The organism is Psychrobacter sp. T6-1, from assembly GCF_052258445.1.
Genome location: NZ_JBQQFC010000328.1, coordinates 1 through 2480, shown reverse-complemented (window position 1 = coordinate 2480; position 2480 = coordinate 1). Strand labels below are relative to the sequence as shown.

Genomic DNA, 2480 nt, shown 5'->3' with positions numbered 1-2480 from the left:
AAATTACAAAAGTTACATAATTCAATGTTTAATTACCAAATCAAACGATACTTTTAGAGGTGATTTAGTACTATTTGATTCTTAAGAATAGTATTAAAAACAATTAATTAAAGCTACTTATAACCAAAGCCACCTATATTAACAATTAAAGGAGAATTTTATGTTTCGTTGGGCTATCATCTTTGCCGTTGTCGCACTTATCGCAAGTTTACTTGGATTTGGCGGCGTTGCAGGCTTATCTGCCAATATTGCTTACGTACTATTAGCTGTAGCTGTTATCTTATTCATTGTGGCCTTTGTCAGCCGCAAGATGTAGATCTGCAAAAAACTTATTCTTTATAATCAAAAAACCGTCTTCTAAGGAGACGGTTTTTTGGTTTAAGCATACAAGGACTCATAATCTCAAAGAGTTTGTAAGTACAGATTATAGTCTTTTAGGCTGAATAATATATTCCATGCGCTTAGCTAGGCGAATATCATGACTGGTAATACCGCCAGTATCATTCGTCGTCAAACGTACTTCGACGATGTTATAAACGTTGCGCCACTCGGGATGATGCTCGAGCGCCTCAGCATAAAAAGCCGCTTGATTCATAAAACTCATAGCTTCGATAAAATCATTAAAGTGATAGGTCTTGACGATACTGCTGCCATCACGCTGCCAGCCTGCTAGATCCTCAAGCTGCATATCCACTTGTTTATCAGATAAACTACTCATGATGCTGTCCTTATGATAGTGATAAAAAAGTTAAAATTTATAAGAATAGATACAACAGGAGCGAAATCCGTTGAGTACATATTAGAATAAGCTTTTATACTTAAACTAAATCTTTGTACTCAGGGTGCTTGCTGATATATGAGGCAACAAACGAGCACTGCGGCACGACTTTTTTGTCGTTGTCACGCGCATAGTTTAAAGCGTGCTTGACCAGTGCTGAGCCCACACCGCGCCCGCCTAGAGCTGCAGGCACAATAGTATGATCGTAGACGAGTGTGTCGCCGCGTTCTTGGTAGCTGATGTAACCTGTCTTATTGTCGATAGAGGTCTCAAAACGCTTGGCATCTTGGTTGTGGGATATATCTAGTGATTCATTATTATTCATATCTCTCTCCGTTTACTAAATGACTTATTTTAATATAAAGCTGATTAAGCATAGAATAAAGCATTACGCATGACTGGTGGCAAATATTTACTCAGACCACGCGCGGTTGGCACAGCCTTGGTGACCTCTTTATTCTCTACAGCTTGCATTGTTAAGTGTGATTGCCACTCAGCAGCGCTTGGCTTGCTAAAATGATGAATACGCTTAATCACCTGTTTGAGCTGCTGACCAAAGCTGCCAGTATTGTATGGTAAGCCGTATTTTTTGCATATCTCTTGTACTTGCGGGGCGATGCGCGTATAGCGATTGGCTGGCATGTCAGGGTAGATATGGTGCTCAATCTGATGCGATAAATGACCGGTCAAGATATGAAACCACTTGCGACCTGTAAGGTTACTTGAGCCTAGTATCTGTCTGGTGTACCAGTCGCCGCGGCTTTCATGGTCATCAAGATGGGTATAAATATGAGCCTGCTCGGTAAAGTGACCACAAAATATCACCGCCCAAGTCCAGACGTTACGTACAAGGTTAGCAGTCACGTTACCGCTAACGGTCATCATAGCACTGCGAGTACCAAATACCAGTCCTGAAAGCGCAGGAAATGCCACGTAATCTTTACCTACTTGCCGCTTTATTTTGCTAAATAATGCCTGAGACTTAGGCGTCATAATATCGACCAAGCGCGCGTCATCGGCGTATTCATCAACACTGATTTGAATATCGTGAAACGCCACCGCCCACTCAAACCCTAGTGCTAGTATCGCTGTACTCAACAAGTTGTTGCGATCGCTTGGCGTCCAAGACTGCTCGTCGGTCACTCGAATCAGATGATAGCCGACATCATGATCACGACCAACAATATTGGTAAAGGTATGGTGCAAATAATTGTGCGAATGCTGCCAGAGCGGGGCGGGACAAACAATGTCCCAATCAAATTTTTGACTGTTTAGATGCGGATGCCCCATCCAGTCATATTGACCATGCATGACATTGTGCCCAAGCTCCATATTGTTGAGTATCTTGCTAAAGCTTAGCAGGGAGGTGCCTAGTAGCCAGAGACCCAACTGCTTACGGCGTGAAGCGGGAATAGCGGCAATGCTAAGCACAGCGCGTGCTAGAGTTTCGCTATAAACGACCGCGCTATAAATACGCTGAATATAGCGAGCATCCTCCAAGCCAAGAGAAGCCATCACCTCTTTGTATAAAGCGTCTAATTCATCAGCCATAGCTTTAGTTTGTGCTTTTGATAGCGGCGCAGCGCTCAAGGTAGGGTAGGGCTTTTGCGGCCATAGCTTGTCATTAACGGGCGAAAAAGACGCAGTAGGCAGCGCAGATTGAGCACTAAACATAGGCGGTAATAAACGCATAAAAACTCCT

Annotated in this window: 4 protein-coding genes; 1 reads left to right on the top strand and 3 read right to left on the bottom strand. The window is 43.1% G+C overall.

Annotated elements, in window-relative coordinates:
* Window positions 1-160: 160 nt before the first annotated feature.
* The gene (locus ACTXGO_RS12345; RefSeq protein ID WP_443541180.1) at window positions 161-316 is read left to right on the top strand and encodes a DUF1328 domain-containing protein; all 156 of its coding nucleotides are present in this window, start codon (window positions 161-163) and stop codon (window positions 314-316) included.
* Between the two features lie 108 nt (window positions 317-424).
* Here the strand turns inward: ACTXGO_RS12345 and ACTXGO_RS12340 are convergent, their stop codons facing one another.
* The 3 genes from ACTXGO_RS12340 to ACTXGO_RS12330 all read right to left on the bottom strand — a co-directional run.
* Window positions 425-718, bottom strand: coding sequence for a 4a-hydroxytetrahydrobiopterin dehydratase (locus tag ACTXGO_RS12340; protein ID WP_317199624.1), 294 nt, complete (start codon window positions 716-718; stop codon window positions 425-427).
* A gap of 100 nt (window positions 719-818) precedes the next feature.
* Window positions 819-1103: a GNAT family N-acetyltransferase gene (locus ACTXGO_RS12335; protein WP_435950058.1), complete on the bottom strand. Its 285-nt coding sequence runs from the start codon at window positions 1101-1103 to the stop codon at window positions 819-821.
* 44 nt (window positions 1104-1147) lie between these two features.
* A partial coding sequence (locus tag ACTXGO_RS12330; protein WP_443574750.1) for a fatty acid desaturase family protein occupies window positions 1148-2480 on the bottom strand: 1333 nt, incomplete at its 5' end.

Coding starts and splice junctions, on each gene's coding strand:
- ACTXGO_RS12345 (WP_443541180.1), top strand. CDS start 161: ATGTTTCGTTGGGCTATCATCTTTGCCGTTGTCGCACTTATCGCAAGT.
- ACTXGO_RS12340 (WP_317199624.1), bottom strand. CDS start 718: ATGAGTAGTTTATCTGATAAACAAGTGGATATGCAGCTTGAGGATCTA.
- ACTXGO_RS12335 (WP_435950058.1), bottom strand. CDS start 1,103: ATGAATAATAATGAATCACTAGATATATCCCACAACCAAGATGCCAAG.